The following is a 14,626-nucleotide window of genomic DNA, read 5'->3' as shown; positions in this document are numbered from 1 at the left end:
TAAATATTTCTCCGAAGCGGTTCGTTATAATCTAGCTATCATGGAGCTAGTGAGAGGAGACGAATATGTTAAACCATATCAGTAAGATTCAACCTGGCATTAAAACGAAACGCATTTCGAGCTACGACCGCAGCGGAGGGAACGCCGACTTTATATCGATTCCCGCAGGAGAAACAGCGGATCTTGCTGTTATTGCCGGCGCTGGCATCGTAAAACATATTTGGATCACGGTCAATGCACCGGACAAGTTTATTCGCCGCAATGCCGTCATTCGGATGTATTGGGATGGCGAGACCGAGCCGAGCGTCGAATCCCCGATGGGCGATTTCTTCGGACAAGGATTTGGCGAAGAGTACAATTTCGCCTCGCTTCCGCTTGCCGCGGCGCCTGTAAATGGCAAAGCGTTTAACTGTTATTTTCCGATGCCGTTTGGCGACGGGGCAAGAATTACGATTGAGAACCAATCGAATGAGCCAATTACCAACTTTTATTATTATATTGATTTCGAGCAGCATCCGGAGATTCCTGCCAGTGAGGGCCGGTTCCACGCTTGGTGGAACCGGGAGATTACGGGCGTGCAACCTCAAGAAGGAGAGACGGAGTGGGGTGTTATCGCACCACAGGGGAAGAACCCGACAACCGAGCATAACTATGTGTTCGCAAATATCGTTGGCAGCGGACAGTTTGTCGGCATCAACTACTACGTGGATAACCCGGGCCCAATGTGGTACGGCGAGGGCGATGACATGTGGCTGATCGATGGCGAGGATTGGCCAGGCTCTCTCCATGGAACGGGGACGGAGGATTTCTTCAACAGCTCCTGGTGCCCGAACGAAGTGTATGCGCATCCGTACTTTGGTTACGCTAAAGTGCCGAATAAGCTGGGCTGGATGGGTCGCACGCACTGCTACCGCTTCTTCTTGGAAGATCCGATCCGATTCGAGAAATCGCTGCATGCGAGCATCGAGCACGGACATGACAATAGCTTGACGCTCGATCTGTCGACCGTTGCGTATTGGTATCAAAGCGAGCCGCATCAACCATTCCCGGCGCTTCCGCCGAAGGAAGAGCGGGGCAACATGCCGGAAGTCGGCGTCGTTGATGTGCATCGGTGGCGGCATGCATGGCGCAATGCAAACGGCAGCAAGCCTACATTGTGGGGCAATGAAAAGTAAACCATTGTAACAAGCAGAAGAAGCCTAGTTCGATGACCTCGAATTAGGCTTATTTTTGTGTTTGTAAGAGACGCGGGGAAAAGTGGGGGAGCGCATAACGAGCGAGGGCCGAAGCGGAGAGGAAACTCTGTCTTCGGTCCTTTTTTGTTAGAAGTTAGTACAGGTATCCGCTGATGGCTGGTATACTAAGGGCAACTATTTTGTGGGCGGAGGGGAACGGCTTTGTCGATATCGCTATCGAAGGTGACGGGCATCATTCTTGCAGGCGGACGAAGCTCGCGCATGGGGTCCGATAAGGCATTGCTGCCCGTTGGGACAAATGGTGACGTGATCCTGAAGGTGATCGCCGAGCAAATGCTGGCACTTGGCATGACGTGTGTCATTGTATCCGTTGGCGACAGTCAGCGGGAGGACGCGTACAGGTCGAGGCTGGACGGACTGCTCGGCCGGGTTCGATTCGTGCACGATTCTTACCCGGATTGCGGCCCGCTGGCTGGACTGCATGCCGCGTTGTCTGCGATGCAAGAGCCGGGTTATGGCTTTGCGATGGCATGTGATATGCCCTTGTTGTCGGGTTCGCTGCTGGCACGGATGCTGCAATTAGCAAGCGAGGAGGCGGTATCGCGGCCGGAAGCAGGTGTGCTGCAAATTATTCGCACGGTAAATCAGCCGTTCCATGCGCTTTATCATACGAGCGTGGCGAGCGAATTGCAGCTGCGGCTCGAGCGGCGTGAGCTTCGCCTCATGTCGCTGCTTGATGCGCTGCATACCGCTCAGGTGCAGCCGCTTCCGGAGGAAGAAGAGGCTTTTGTGAATCTGAATACTCCTGAATTGTACGCTGACTATGTGCGTTCGAGAGGTAGTATAGAGCTGTAAGCAAAATGAAACTAACCACTTGTTGAAGTGTTGTTCTGGGAGCAACACTTCAACAGAAATCACCAACTATTTGAGGATGTGTTGCTCGTGGAGCCACACATGAACAGAAATCGGCATTTAGTTGCGCAAGTGTAGCTCTGTGAGCTACTTTCCCTTTGCCGCTAAACAGCGAGCCTAACCCAATAGAGTCACGTTCCCGCTGAAGAGCGGTATCTGGTACCTCTCATGTAGCGCTATCGCCGCAGCGAAAGGTAGTTTTTCATCGCAAGAAAAGCACCCGAAGGGGTGCTTTGTTTATTTCATTTCGCTTACGAGGAGGCCTCCCGCTCAAGCCGGACCGCGCATAGCTTGAATTCAGGCATGCGGCTGATGGGGTGCAGCGCATCGTTGGTCAGCCTATTAATTGCCAAGTCGCCGCCCCAGTGGAAGGGAACGAATACGGTGGTGGGGTGAATATCCTGCACCACCTTCACGTCGATGACCATCGTACCGCGCCGCGTGGTGAGGCGGAGGCGGTCGCCGGGACGCAGCAGTAGTTTCTCGGCTGCAGAGGGGTGAATTTCAGCGACGGGAACAGGCGCTTTCTTCATTAGTGCGGCGGTGCGCCTCGTTTGGGTGCCGCTCAAGTAATGGTTGCCAAGCCTGCCTGTCGTAAGGATATAAGGATACTCGGAACTCGTCGTTTCGGCGGGTTTCTTTGGCGTTATCCCATGCAGCTTGGCGCGTCCGTTCGGATGGTAATAGACGCCGTTCTCGAACATGCGCGGCGTTCCGGGATGTTCGGGCGCCGGACAAGGCCAGAACAAGCCTTTCTTCTCTTTGATCCGTGAATAGGACATGCCGCTGTAGTCTGCTTTTCCGCCTGCGCTTGCACGGCTCAGCTCGTCGAACACCGCTTCCGGTGTTTCATATTGAAAATAAGCACCGCGCCCAAGCCGCTCTGCCAGTGCAGCAATGAGCTTGTAGTCCTCCATCACTTCGCCCGGCGTCTTCAGCGCACGCGGACGATGAAATACGCGGCCTTCGAGATTGGTTAACGTACCCTCCGCCTCCAGAAATGTCGATCCCGGAAGCAGCCAATGTGCGTAAGCGGCGGTTTCCGTCTCGAAGAGATCAATAACAACGAGCAGCTCCAGCTTCTTTAATGCCTCTTCCACTCGCGAGTTATTCGGACTCGATACAAGGGGATTGGAGCCGAGCACGATCATCGCTTTAATTTCGCCGTCCAGAATGCGGTCGAACAGCTCATAAGCAGAAACCCCTTTGCCAGGGATCTCCTCCGGATCAATTCCCCAAACCGCCGCGACATGCCGACGTGCTTCGGGGTCGTCAATCATGCGGTAGCCCGGCAGCTGGTCGGCTTTCTGACCGTGCTCTCGGCCGCCTTGACCGTTCGCTTGACCGGTTACGGGTCCGAATCCGCAGCCGGGCCGGCCCATTTTGCCGGTTAACAGACAGAGATTGATATAGTTCAGCGTGTGCTCCACGCCGTTAATTTGCTGTTCCAATCCGCGTGCAGTGAGGACGATGCCTGTTTCCGCACGGGCAAATCCGCGCGCGATGGTGCGGATGACTTCTTTGGGAATGCCGGTGTACCCGGACACCGTATCGGGCGAGAAATCACGAACGGACTCCCGGACCTCCTCGATTCCGGTTGTGTGAGCGTCTACGTAGGCTTTGTCATATAGATTCTCGCTCAAGATGACATGGAGCAGGCCGTTGACGAAGACGGAGTCGAACCCCGGCTGTAAATTCACATGAATATCCGCTAATTTGGAGGTCATGGTAGGGCGTGGGTCGATCGTGACGATAATGGCCCCGCGCTTCTTGGCTGCCATTAAATACGGAACCATCGTCGGCTGGCATTCCGCAATATTGGATCCGGCCAAAATAATATAGTTTGCCATCATCAAATCATCCAGCGGCACATTCATCCCTCTGTCGATGCCGAAGGCGCGCATTTGCGCCGCCGCAGCGGAGGACATGCAGTAGCGTCCGTTGTAATCCACATATTTGGAGCGTAAAGCGACACGCGTGAACTTGCCGAGCAGGTAACAGACTTCATTCGTGAGCGAGCCGCCACCGAAGACGGATACGGCATCGCGGCCGTGCTGCTCTTGAATGGATAAGATCGAGGAGGCGATGGCATCCAGCGTATCTTCCCAGCTGGTTGGCTGCCATGTGGAACCCGGAAGCGCAGAGCCGATTCTGCGTTGCGGTACAAGGAGACGCTCCTCATGGACGGTATGCCCCAAGGCATTCAGTCCTTTCTGGCATAAGCGGCCCGTTGCCACCGGAAAATCCGGGCTGGGCTTAATTTCGAAGCCTGCGGAATTGTCTTCCGGAAGCAGCTCAATTCCGCACTGCATACTGCAAAAGCAGCAATGGGAGCTAATGCGGGTCGCATCCGGATCAGCTGCTATAGGTAGTGCGCACATGAGGTTTCCTCCGTTTCCGCTTGCGTAGGGTTAAGGCGTGCAGACGGAACGACTTTGTTCCGTCCGCCCCGGATGATGTGCGCAGTGCGGTGATCATCCGGGCTGAGCAGTCCGCCTAGCGAAATCAATTAAGAGGTGGCTGTATTCTGCATGCCTGCCGAATCGATGCGAGCTTTGCCGCCGCTGCCGATCCAGGATTTCTTCCAGGCACCTTGCACGAGGAAGATGAGGACGATACAGATCAGTGCCACGCCGCTAAGAATGAGGAAGCCCGGTGTATAGGAGCCGGAGGAGAGCTTCAGGTTGCCGAGAACCTTCGGGAGAAAATAGCCCCCAAGTCCCCCGGCGGCGCCAACGATACCGGTGACGATGCCGATCTCGTTCTGGAAGCGCTGCGGCACAAGCTGGAACACGGAGCCGTTGCCCATGCCGAGGGCCATCATCCCGATGAACAGCAGGACGATCATGGCCGGAAGAGGCGGCAGCGTGGAGATGCAAGCCATCATGATGGCGACGACCGCATATAAGGCTATCAGCATGCGTAGGCCGCCGATTCGATCGGCAAGCCAACCGCCGACCGGACGGAAGAAGCTGCCTGCGATGACGCAGATTGTAGCGAAGTCAGCTGCTCGTACGGGGCTCAAGCCATACTGGGTGTTGAAGAAAATCGTCAAATAGTTGGACATCCCAACGAAACCGCCGAATGTGACGGCATACAGCATACAGAACATCCAGGTATCTCGCTGTTTCAGCACTGCCCCGTAATCGGACAGCTTGCGCGGGGAGGGTTGGTTCGGGCTGTCCTTGGCGAGCACGGTGAAGACGACGAAGACAATCGCGATCGGAATGAGCGCTAAGCCAAACACTGCATGCCAGCTGCCATAATGCTGAGCGATTCGATTAGCGAACAGCGTGGCGAATACCGTTCCGCTGTTGCCTGCGCCGGCGATTCCCATCGCGAGGCCCTGATATTTCGGCGGATACCAGCGACTTGCGAGTGGGAGGGCGGCAGCGAAGGAAGCGCCGGCAACGCCGAGCAGCAGCGCGACGATATACAGCTCGCCCAGGGAGTCGACGAATTTCCAGCCCCAGATCAGCGGGATCATCGTCAGCGCAATGCCGATTTGTCCCGTACGCTTCGGTCCGATAACATCGGTGAAATAACCGAGCACTAAGCGAAGGATGGAACCGCCGAGTACCGGCAAGGCAACCAGGTTTGCTTTCTGCGCGGCATCCATCTGATAGTCGCTCATAATAATGACAGCCAGCGGCCCGAGCAGCACCCACACCATGAAGCTCATGTCAAAATACAAAAATGCACTCAGTAAGGACGGGCTGTGTCCGCTTTTTAAAAATCCATCGCGATTCATCATTGCAAGTAGCTCCTCTCCATTGTTCATTCCGGTTTTCTCTCTTTTTTGTTTGTAAGCGTTTCTAACACAATAAAAGGCCGCATCGCAGTTGGATAACTGCAATACGGCCTCTTTGCCATCGGCTCCACGTCGGTGTGGCAGCCAAATTATCGTTCGATTCACGTCATTGTGATCTTAGTTGCAATTATAGGGGGCTTGCGAGGATGATGTCAATATAGCTAACATATAAATTTTCAGAACATCGAGGGGACTTGTTCCGGAGGGTTAGCCGTGGATGAGTTGGTAGACTTTCACGATGGAGGCTGCGATATCGCCCATCCGTTTGCGTTCATTCATGGCCTGCTTTCGTAGGAAATCATAGGCTTCCGCTTCGGAAATTCCTTTGATTTCGCACAGTACAGCCTTCGCTTGATCGATCCATTTGCGCTCATCGATCCGCTGAAGCAGCTGCTCCCGTTCCTCGGCCCATCGCTTGCGCTGCTGGAATACTCGCTGCCCCCATTTCAAAGCAATGCCTATTTCCAAGGTGTTCATGGAGCTGAAGAGGACGCCGTCCAGCGTAAATCCGAACTCGAGCTCACTCGGAACCGCGCTATCGGAACAGAGCCAAAGCGTTGGCAGTCTTCTCATTCCGGCAATTGTAGATTGCCAATTCTGCATCCGTTCAACGGGAACATGCATGACCGCGGCATCCACAACGCTAATCAGGCTCTTAACCTCTTCGGCATCAGCTGCTCGGTGCAAGGTACGGCAGTTTTGCTGCAAGCTATGCATCGAAACGGGAGGCCTTCCTTCCTCTAGAAAAAGGATTGATCTCATCATCGGTCACCTCGGTTAGGCATAGCATTTGTCCAGCTTTAGAGCCCTGCCTGCAAATTTGTAATAAAATATAACATACCCTTCCTCAGAATGTCGACGTTCATTTCAACTATTTTTCCTAAATTTTAGGCGAGTGACCAAAAGTGGCACTTAACGTCCTATTTTATGTTAGATATATTGACATGTGCATCTTCGAGAACTATACTGAAGCCAAGATCTTTACGACGGCACAATGGCGTGCCCTCTTAAATCCGGCAATGGAGCCTATTCTTTCGTCAATTGCGACGAGTGGATAGGCTTTTTATGTTTTCGGAAGCGGCCGGGGCTGCAGCGCAATAAGGGTCGTACCTCGTGCGACGCACTAACTTTTAGGAGAGATAGCCATGAGAAAGAAATTGGTCATGATTGGCAATGGGATGGCCGGCGTGTCATTCGTTGAGCAGCTGCTAAAGCTGAATCCGCATCGCTACGAAATCTCGATTATTGGGGCGGAGCCGCATCCCAACTATAACCGCATCATGCTGTCGTCGGTGCTTGCAGGGGATGCCAGCATGAAGGATATTATTTTGAACGATTGGGATTGGTACCGTGATAATGGTATTGCGCTGCATGCCGGTCAGCAAGCTACCAAAGTGGATACGGAGGCGCGAACGGTAACAACCGATCAAGGGCTGGAATTGGCGTACGATGAGCTTGTTTTTGCAACGGGATCGCTGCCTTTCATGCCTCCGATACCGGGTGCCGATAAGGAAGGCGTCATCGCATTCCGAGATATAAAAGACTGCGAAACGATGATCGATACAGCGAAGAAGTATCGGAAGGCGGTTGTCATTGGCGGCGGCTTGCTAGGTATTGAGGCGGCGCGCGGGCTGGTCAATCTCGGCATGGAAGTAAACGTTGTTCATATCTTCAGCTACTTAATGGAACGGCAGCTTGATGCGACGGCGTCACGGCTGCTGCAAGCGGAATTGGAACGGCAGGGGATGAGGTTTCTGCTGGAGAAACAGTCCGATTTCATTACGGGCGAAGAGCGGGTAACGGGTCTGACGTTCAAGGATGGGACGCATGTGGAAGCGGACCTCATCGTCATGGCAGCCGGGATTAGACCTAACGTGCAACTGGCCAAAGGTGCCGGCGTGGAAGTGAATCGGGGTATTGTGGTTAACGACTATCTCCAGGGGAGTATAGCTAACATACACGCCGTAGGGGAGTGCGCTGAGCATCGCGGGACTGTGTATGGACTGGTAGCACCGCTCTATGAACAAGGCGCTATTCTCGCGAAGAAGTTAGCGGGGGTGGAAAGCGACGGCTATCAAGGTTCGGTGCTGTCAACCAAGCTGAAGGTGTCGGGGGTTAACGTATTCTCGGCGGGACGATTTGCGGATGAACCGGGTACGAAGGCGCTTCGCGTACAGGATGATTTGGACGGCATTTATAAGAAGGTCGTGTTTGAGAACGGGAGGGTTGTTGGCGCGGTGCTGTTCGGTGATACCAGCGACAGCTCCAGACTTTTCTCGGTTATTCGCAGCGGCAAGGATTTCACGGGAAGCGAAAAAGAGGTGCTGTTCGGATCGTCCGGCGGAAGCGGGGGCGGAAAGTCGGTGAGCACGGCGGATCTCGTAACCGCGATGAGCGGGGACGAAATCGTCTGTGGCTGCAATGGCGTTACGAAGGACACATTGGTCGAGGCCATCACAGAGAAAGGCTGCGTCAGTGTGGGCGAGCTGAAGGCCTGCACCAAAGCTTCAGGCGGGTGCGGCGGCTGTAAGCCGCTTGTGGAAGCTATTCTGACAACAACGCTTGGCGCAGATCAGATTACGGCGGTAAAAGAAGGGATCTGCGGATGTACGACACTCTCGCGCGATGAAGTGGTGAATGCGATTCAGCAAATGCACCTGACGACGACGAAGGAAGTTATGCATGTGCTGGAGTGGAACAACCCGGAGGGCTGCTCCAAATGCCGGCCGGCGCTCAATTATTACCTCGGCATGGCGTTTCCGGACGAACATGAGGATGAGCTGGAATCCCGTTTCGTTAATGAACGCAACCATGCGAATATTCAGAAAGACGGCACATTCTCCGTTGTTCCCCGCATTTATGGAGGCGTGACGACGCCGGAGGATTTAATGAAAATCGCGACGGTTGCGGAGAAATACCAAGTGCCGCTTGTGAAAATAACAGGAGGCCAGCGGATTGACCTGCTCGGCGTGAAGAAAGAAGACTTGCCGGGCATGTGGAAGGATCTCGATATGCCTTCCGGTTATGCGTACGGCAAGGCGCTGCGCACAGTGAAGACTTGCGTAGGCAATACATTTTGCCGGTTTGGAACGCAAGATGCGATCAAGATGGGAATCGACCTGGAGAAGAAATTCGAACGGCTGAACACCCCGCATAAAGTGAAGCTCGCTGTCTCGGGCTGCCCGCGTAACTGCGCAGAGGCAACCATTAAAGACCTCGGCGTTGTCGCGATTGACGGCGGGTGGGAGATTTACGTGGCCGGCAATGGAGGTACCCGCGTACGCGCGGCGGATTTGCTGACAAAGGTGAAGACGGAGGAAGAAGTGCTGGGGTGGACGGGTGCTTACTTGCAGTATTACCGGGAAACCGCCAACTATATGGAACGAACAAGTGAGTGGTCGCTTCGAATAGGTCTGGATACGATTAAGGCTGCGCTGGAAAAGCAAGAGGATCGTGACGCCCTGAATGCGCGCATTGATAAGACGCTTGATCTCATGAAGGATCCATGGCAGCAAATTATCGAGAGTGACGATCTGCGCAGCGCATTCGATGCGCTGACAGCGCCGATGAGTCCGGAAGCTGCCGCGGCAGATGCAACAGTTAAGCCATAAATAGAGACAGCGCTGCGGCTTGTGTGCGGCAGCAGCGGAAGGAGCGGATGAGAAGATGAACGAACTGATCATTGGACACATTTCTGAGTTTCCTGAGCGGAGCGGACGCATTGTTCGGCTTGGTGATCTGGAGCTCGCATTGTTTAAACTGACCGATGGAACGGTCAAAGCGATCGAGAATTTATGCCCGCATAAGAACGGCAAGCTCTCCGAAGGGATTGTGTGCGACCATCATGTCTATTGTCCGCTGCATGATTGGAAGATTAATTTACACGATGGGCTCGTGCAAGCGCCGGACGAGGGCTGCGTGAATACGTACAGCACGACCGTTGATGGTGCGGGAAATGTGGTTTTGCTGGTGCAGGACGGGGCCTCCGCAAGAAAAGTGTCTTAAGATTGCTGCCTTGATGTGCGTTGATAACGAGTGGACTGGGGGCGGCGGCTATGGCGCGTTTAGAGGGGAAAAGGATCGCAGTGACGGGACCGCGCAAGGCGGATGAGCTGAGCAAAATGATTGCCAAATTCGGTGGAACTGCGGTACTTCGTCCAGCGCAAGGGACGGTGTTTCTCGACGATTCCGGTATTGAGGAGCAGCTAAGCTCGCTCATCACGCGGCCGGCCGATTGGCTTGTGCTGACGACTGGCGTTGGAACCGATGCGCTCGTGCAAATTGCCGAGCGAATCGGTTTGACGGAGCAGTTCGTGCATGCGCTGAGCGGGATGCGCATAGCGGCCCGCGGCTATAAGACGGTGAATGCGCTGCGCAAGCTTGGCATCACGCCGGAGGTTCGCGATGATGACGGGACGACAGCGGGGTTGCTTCGCTTAATGGGCGCTCATGATCTGTATGGTCGGACCGTCGCTCTGCAGCTGTACGGCGATCCTGCCCCGCGTCTGATCGGCGAGCTTGCCGGTCGCGGCGCGCTATGCGAGGAGCTGCTGCCTTATCGGCACATCCCGCCGCAGGGCGATATCGTCGAGACGTTGATCGACGAAATTGTAAGCGGCGATGTGGATGCTGTGACGCTCACGAGTACCGTTCAAGTGCGCTATGTGATGGGCTGCGCGGCGAAGCTCGGCAAACTGGAGGCGGTTCGCTCCGCCTTCGCGGAGCGAGTACTGGCGGTTGCCGTTGGAAAGGTGACGGCGGAGGCGCTGCAAGAGGAAGGCGTGGAGCGGGTATTGTTCCCGGAAGAGGAGCGGATGGGCAGTATGGTCGTTGCCATGAGCAAATATTTCGGCGGCGGCGGACAGCTGACGGAGGGCGAGGCGGCCGTTGGTGCCGTGTCGGGCGACTGCGCGGGCGGTGTGAGTGCATAGTCGGTGAGTGGATAGTTTTACAACATAATGGCAGCAAGACATAGCTGAGTTGGGGAGAGTGGGCGTATGGGCGGCGATTATGGGAAGGTGTACTTAACAGGAGCGGGTCCGGGCGACCCGAAGCTGATTACGGTCCGCGGGCTGGAGAGTATCCGACTGGCTGATGTCATTGTTTATGACAGGCTCGTGTCAGGCGAGCTGGTTAAGGAGGCTCGGGTAGATGCGGAGCTGATCTATGTTGGCAAAGCCTCCGGTCGACATACACTGGGGCAAGAAGAGATTAATGCTCTTCTTGCCGAGCGCGCGATGCGTGGTCTGACCGTCACCCGGCTGAAGGGAGGCGATCCCTTCGTGTTCGGGCGCGGCGGCGAAGAGGCCGCCCACTTAGCGGAGCGCGGGATTGAATTCGAAATCGTGCCAGGTATCTCCTCTTGCATCGCCGCTCCTGCTTACGCCGGGATTCCGGTTACGCATCGGAAGCTGGCTGCTTCCTTCGCGGTCATTACCGGCCACGAATGTACCGACAAGGACAGCGCCTGTGTCGATTGGGCATGGGCGGCCGGCTCGGAAACGCTTGTCGTGCTGATGGGGCTGGCCCAGCTTCCGTACATCGTGGAGCAGCTGCTCGGCCATGATAAACCGCCGAGCACGCCGATCGCGCTCGTGCAAAGCGGAACCTGTTCCGAGCAAAGAACGGTTGTTGGTACACTTCGGACGATAACCTCACAGCCTGAGGTTGCGGAGCTGGTTAGCCCAGTCGCCATCGTCATCGGCCCGGTCGTCGCTATGCGGGACAAGCTGAAGTGGCGGGCTGTTGAAGCTGCGTTGAAATAATTCTTTATAAACCGATCCGTGAGTCGTTATCCGCGAGCGAGCAGGCACGCGGAGGCGGCTTTTTATTTTGACGATGCATCCAGATCCTGTATCATTGATCATATACTGCAACCAAACTCAGAATAGCCTCGTCTATAGGTGCAAGAATGAGAGTCGGAGTGAGGATCAATGAAGCAAGGTTATGGCCGGAGGTTATATGCCATGCGAGCAGTGCTTCTTCTATTGAGCTGCCTAGTGCTGCTGTCTGGTTGTTCGTTTCAATTGCCGGGCACCAAGGTAGGGGGCGCAGATCGAAGGGAATGCCGCAATAAGACCTCCGTTATCGACTATGCGCCAGTGCTGCGTTGGAACGGCATCCTGTATATGTCTATGGGGGACAGCGAAGAAGCGAGCTTCGTGCAGCAAGGACAGAAAATCGGACAAATCGGCTATAAGCTATCCGATCATGCCTGCGAGGATTATAAGATGCAGGACGGGGATGCTACGCTGCTGGAAATCGGGACGGAGCTGTTCGAGGTTAAGGGGTATAAGCAAAGCTATCGTCTTCTGGCAGGCGGCGAGCTCTATCAAGTCTTAGAGAATAAGGCCGCGGCTACGGTAGGCGACCTCTATGATATTACGGGCCGAATCAAAAATGTTCGTTTCGTGAGCGGAAACGATGGTTCGCCGCTTAAAGACTTCACGCCGGAAGCGGTCACGGAGTTTGCGGAGGAGTACGTAAAGCTGAAGGTGGTCGACCGCATGGCGCTTGCCAAACAAACGAAGAATTTAGCGGGCGGGAGTTACAGTTTGCGTGTTATTTTGGAAGACGGCTCGTCGTTTGGGGTGAGTTACTGGATCAAATTCGGCGTGTTGAGCCCTGGCGCCTATGCGACGGAAGAGCTGAAGCGGTTGGTAGAAGAGCAGCGAAAGCTGATCTATAAGAAGTAATACTAGAGGCGGCGGATGGTTTGATCATCGGTCGTCTTTTTATGCTGCGTGTCTTGCTAGGGAAGCGGGGGAGGTTTGGTATAATGGGATATAAAAAGGAGGCTGCTGCCTTGTGAAAGAGAATAGGGTATCGGAAACATACTGCGAGGAGCTCGAGTCGATGCTTCGCAGTCATGCGAATGAAGAAACCGCCGGTCCGATGACGGCTTATATGCGTGATTTGTTTCCGTTTCTTGGCATTCGGACACCGGAACGCGCTGCCGTGACGAAGCAGTTTATGAAAGAGCACGGTGTGCCATCGGGTGGGGAGCTTGAACAGATTGCTCGGAAGCTATGGTCGCTGCCGGAGCGGGAGTTCCATTACACAGCCATGATTCTGCTTGAGAAGCGGAAGAAAGATCTGGCGATTGACCAGGTAGGGTTTATCGAACATCTCATCACGACCCATTCCTGGTGGGATACGGTCGATTTGATTGCTAGTCATCTTGTGGGAGCAATGTTTACACGTTATCCGGAGCTTGTGCCCGCATACACGGAGAAATGGATTTCATCGGACAACCTATGGCTGCGCCGTACCGCCATTTTGTTTCAGCTCGGCTATAAGGGCCGAACGGATGCGGAGCTGCTCTTCTCGCTCATTCGGCGCACTGCGCGTGAGGAAGAGTTCTTCATCCGCAAAGCGATCGGCTGGGCACTGCGCGAATATGCGAAGACCGATGCGGCTGCAGTGCGGCGGTTCGTGGCGGACACGGCATTATCGCCGCTCAGCGCACGCGAAGCGCTCAAGCATGTAGGTGCACAAGCATAGCCGGATGCCGGGCAAAATGACGATTGACGATAACGCGCTTCCGTGATATTCTTAATTCCAACAAAGTAGGTAGGAATTATAGGAATAAGGTGGTGCCGATCATGAATCATCCCATATCAATCCGCAGCGGCGAGGTAGAATTGTCCGGCGTGCTGCAGTATCCCGTAGTAGATCGCGAAGAGAAGAGAGCTGCCAAATACCCGATTATCATCATTTGCCACGGCTTTATCGGCAATCGCATGGGTACGGACCGGTTATTTGTTGAGGCGGCTGATCGGCTGACTCGCAGCGGTTATCTTGTGCTGCGCTTTGATTACGGCGGCTGCGGCGAGAGCACCGGCGATTACGGAAGCGGCGGTTTGGATGAGATGATCGGACAGACGAGAACGGTCATCGATTACGCGCTCAGTCTCGACATGGTGGATGCCGAGCGGCTGATTCTTGTGGGCCACAGCCTTGGCGGTGCGGTCGCAGTGCTGACGGCTGCTCGCGACTCGCGCGTGAAGTCATTGGTCATGTGGGCGCCGGTCGCCCACCCGTTCATGGATATTCGCAACATTATCGGAACCAAGGCGATCCAAGAGATCGACACCATAGGTACGACTGACCATATGCATTACCAGTTTACGAAGAAGTTTACCGATTCGTTGGCCCAATTCCAGCCATTGACTGAGCTGCGAGGCTACAACGGGGATGTGCTGATCGTGCATGGCACGGCGGACACGGTGATCCCTGTCGACTACTGCTTCTTGTATCAGAAAATGTTCTGGCTGCGCAAAGAGGGCAATTGCGATAAAGAGGTTATTTTGCAGGGTGACCATACGTTCTCCTCGAAAGCCTCACGCGACGAGCTGTTCGATGTATCGCTGCGCTGGATCGATTCCATCGGCCGCAGACGCAATGATTGGAGCTTGTGGACGATCTAATCGAATACTAGTATGGGACCGCTTTTCCTCTTCGAGGGGGAAGGCGGTTTTTTGACTTGTTTAAGGTTGTAAGGCGTGAAATGTTGCGATTTAAGCATGATTCCGACCAGCCAGCTGCCGTGAATTTTTATATGCTGCACGAAATGCAATATTTTTGCGTAAGAGGGGGAGGCAGTGGGAGAAATCCATGAAGATGCTGCATTTCCTGCAACATTTTACGGAATAGGTGTGGTTATAGGTGGGAATGCTGCATTTCCTGCAACATATTCGCTAATGGG

General features: G+C 54.6%; 12 protein-coding genes. 9 read left to right on the top strand and 3 right to left on the bottom strand.

What is annotated here, in order from left to right; translation table 11 throughout:
- Window positions 1–65 precede the first annotated feature (65 nt).
- Together AC6ESO_RS23345 and AC6ESO_RS23340 are read left to right on the top strand one after the other, a co-directional pair.
- A complete protein-coding gene (locus AC6ESO_RS23345) occupies window positions 66–1,175 on the top strand; it encodes a glycoside hydrolase family 172 protein (protein ID WP_497093490.1) in 1,110 nt (369 codons plus the stop codon).
- A 222-nt stretch (window positions 1,176–1,397) separates the two neighbouring features.
- Complete coding sequence (locus AC6ESO_RS23340) at window positions 1,398–2,051, top strand: molybdenum cofactor guanylyltransferase (RefSeq protein WP_497093489.1); 654 nt, start codon at window positions 1,398–1,400, stop codon at window positions 2,049–2,051.
- Window positions 2,052–2,359: 308 nt separating this feature from the next.
- Here the strand turns inward: AC6ESO_RS23340 and AC6ESO_RS23335 are convergent, their stop codons facing one another.
- From AC6ESO_RS23335 to AC6ESO_RS23325, 3 genes are all read right to left on the bottom strand, one after another.
- The gene (locus tag AC6ESO_RS23335; RefSeq protein ID WP_497093488.1) at window positions 2,360–4,489 is read right to left on the bottom strand and encodes a molybdopterin oxidoreductase family protein; all 2,130 of its coding nucleotides are present in this window, start codon (window positions 4,487–4,489) and stop codon (window positions 2,360–2,362) included.
- Between the two features lie 128 nt (window positions 4,490–4,617).
- Window positions 4,618–5,859, bottom strand: coding sequence for a nitrate/nitrite transporter (locus tag AC6ESO_RS23330; RefSeq protein ID WP_497093596.1), 1,242 nt, complete (start codon window positions 5,857–5,859; stop codon window positions 4,618–4,620).
- Window positions 5,860–6,126: 267 nt separating this feature from the next.
- Window positions 6,127–6,636: an ANTAR domain-containing response regulator gene (locus AC6ESO_RS23325; RefSeq protein WP_497093487.1), complete on the bottom strand. Its 510-nt coding sequence runs from the start codon at window positions 6,634–6,636 to the stop codon at window positions 6,127–6,129.
- 428 nt (window positions 6,637–7,064) lie between these two features.
- Between AC6ESO_RS23325 and nirB the strand changes: the two genes are divergently transcribed.
- The 7 genes from nirB to AC6ESO_RS23290 all read left to right on the top strand — a co-directional run bounded on the left by nirB (window position 7,065) and on the right by AC6ESO_RS23290 (window position 14,348).
- The gene (nirB, locus tag AC6ESO_RS23320; RefSeq protein ID WP_497093486.1) at window positions 7,065–9,530 is read left to right on the top strand and encodes a nitrite reductase large subunit NirB; all 2,466 of its coding nucleotides are present in this window, start codon (window positions 7,065–7,067) and stop codon (window positions 9,528–9,530) included.
- Window positions 9,531–9,585: 55 nt separating this feature from the next.
- Window positions 9,586–9,924, top strand: coding sequence for a nitrite reductase small subunit NirD (nirD, locus tag AC6ESO_RS23315; protein WP_497093485.1), 339 nt, complete (start codon window positions 9,586–9,588; stop codon window positions 9,922–9,924).
- Window positions 9,925–9,974: 50 nt separating this feature from the next.
- Window positions 9,975–10,850, top strand: coding sequence for a uroporphyrinogen-III synthase (locus tag AC6ESO_RS23310; RefSeq protein ID WP_497093484.1), 876 nt, complete (start codon window positions 9,975–9,977; stop codon window positions 10,848–10,850).
- Window positions 10,851–10,916: 66 nt separating this feature from the next.
- Window positions 10,917–11,684 carry a uroporphyrinogen-III C-methyltransferase gene (gene cobA, locus AC6ESO_RS23305; protein ID WP_497093483.1) on the top strand — a complete coding sequence of 256 codons (768 nt, stop codon included), beginning with the start codon at window positions 10,917–10,919 and terminating at the stop codon, window positions 11,682–11,684.
- Window positions 11,685–11,885: 201 nt separating this feature from the next.
- Window positions 11,886–12,614, top strand: coding sequence for a hypothetical protein (locus AC6ESO_RS23300; protein WP_497093482.1), 729 nt, complete (start codon window positions 11,886–11,888; stop codon window positions 12,612–12,614).
- Window positions 12,615–12,726: 112 nt separating this feature from the next.
- A complete protein-coding gene (locus tag AC6ESO_RS23295) occupies window positions 12,727–13,422 on the top strand; it encodes a DNA alkylation repair protein (RefSeq protein ID WP_497093481.1) in 696 nt (231 codons plus the stop codon).
- A gap of 101 nt (window positions 13,423–13,523) precedes the next feature.
- On the top strand, window positions 13,524–14,348 hold the full coding sequence (locus AC6ESO_RS23290; RefSeq protein ID WP_497093480.1) for an alpha/beta hydrolase family protein: 825 nt from the start codon (window positions 13,524–13,526) through the stop codon (window positions 14,346–14,348).
- The last annotated feature ends 278 nt before the right edge of the window (window positions 14,349–14,626 follow it).

Source organism: Paenibacillus rhizoryzae (assembly GCF_059686995.1).
Note: the sequence above shows the minus strand (reverse complement) of the source record. Positions and strands in the feature narration are given on the sequence as shown.